General features: G+C 51.6%; 2 protein-coding genes. One reads left to right on the plus strand and one right to left on the minus strand.

Features of this window, described 5'->3' with window-relative positions; genetic code table 11:
- The coding region (locus R7Z41_RS23770; protein WP_318141616.1) for a formate dehydrogenase accessory sulfurtransferase FdhD at nt 1-297 on the minus strand (297 nt) is incomplete at its 3' end.
- A gap of 193 nt (nt 298-490) precedes the next feature.
- Between R7Z41_RS23770 and R7Z41_RS23775 the strand changes: the two genes are divergently transcribed.
- Nucleotides 491-1,508, plus strand: a 1,018-nt coding sequence (locus R7Z41_RS23775) for a molybdopterin-dependent oxidoreductase (RefSeq protein WP_318141617.1), incomplete at its 3' end; no start/stop codon positions are given.

Consider the following 1,508-nt stretch of genomic DNA (forward strand, 5'->3'; position numbering starts at 1 on the left):
CTCAATTTGCACTTCCAGACCATTACAGGAAGGAACGACATCCATACCGAAGATATCGCGCGGACTTTCGATAATCCCCTCGGAAAGCGAAAAACCGAGCGCAAAGTACTCAAGGTCTTTGGGCGACGCCATCATCACCACATGCGAAATGCCGTTGTAGACCAGCGCAACGGGAACTTCTTCCGCGACCTCATCTAACCGTGGGTGTTGTAAATCATCACGCCGCCATAACTCAATTTGACGAACACCTGTGATATTTGTCACATTTTCGATTTCTTTTTGCTGTGTTTTTTTCACTTTCTCTTAACCAGATAAGAACACACACACCAACATTATGGTATTCTGTTACAAACCCTTCCTGGATGGAGGGAAATTGAGCCAATTCTGGACCTTTGCGGCCCCTTCCGCAAAGAAAAATAACTCCCACTCCCTGCACACGCAGCAAGCGAATGTAAATGGGACGTGACAATGTCGAAACAAGGAGCAATCCATGCAGGTCAGCAGAAGGCAGTTCTTTAAGATCTGCGCTGGCGGTATGGCAGGCACCACGGCAGCGGCACTGGGTTTTGCACCCAGCGTAGCGCTCGCGGAAACCCGGCAGTATAAACTGCTGCGCACCCGCGAAACCCGTAATACCTGCACCTATTGTTCCGTAGGCTGTGGGCTGTTGATGTACAGCCTCGGTGACGGAGCAAAAAACGCCAAAGCATCTATCTTCCATATCGAAGGCGATCCGGATCACCCGGTCAACCGCGGTGCACTTTGTCCGAAAGGCGCTGGCCTGGTGGATTTCATCCACTCCGAAAGCCGTCTGAAGTTTCCGGAATACCGTGCGCCAGGTTCTGATAAATGGCAGCAAATCAGTTGGGAAGAGGCGTTTGATCGCATCGCCAAACTGATGAAAGAAGACCGCGATGCTAACTACATTGCGCAAAACGCCGAAGGCGTGACTGTTAACCGCTGGCTCTCCACCGGGATGCTGTGTGCTTCCGCGTCGAGTAACGAAACCGGCTATTTAACGCAAAAATTCTCCCGCGCGCTGGGTATGCTCGCGGTCGACAACCAGGCGCGTGTCTGACACGGACCAACGGTAGCAAGTCTTGCTCCAACATTTGGTCGCGGTGCGATGACCAACCACTGGGTGGATATCAAAAACGCTAACGTCGTGATGGTGATGGGCGGTAACGCTGCTGAAGCGCATCCCGTCGGTTTCCGCTGGGCGATGGAAGCGAAAAACAACAACGATGCAACCTTGATCGTTGTCGATCCTCGTTTTACGCGTACCGCTTCTGTGGCGGATATTTACGCACCTATTCGTTCCGGTACGGACATTACGTTCCTGTCTGGCGTTTTGCGCTACCTGATCGAAAACAACAAAATCAACGCCGAATACGTTAAACATTACACCAACGCCAGCCTGCTGGTGCGTGATGATTTTGCTTTCGAAGATGGCCTGTTCAGCGGTTATGACGCTGAAAAACGCCAGTACGACAAATCGTCCTGGAACT

The sequence above is a fragment of the Vibrio sp. 1457 genome, assembly GCF_033340195.1.
Classification (GTDB): domain Bacteria; phylum Pseudomonadota; class Gammaproteobacteria; order Enterobacterales; family Vibrionaceae; genus Vibrio; species Vibrio alginolyticus.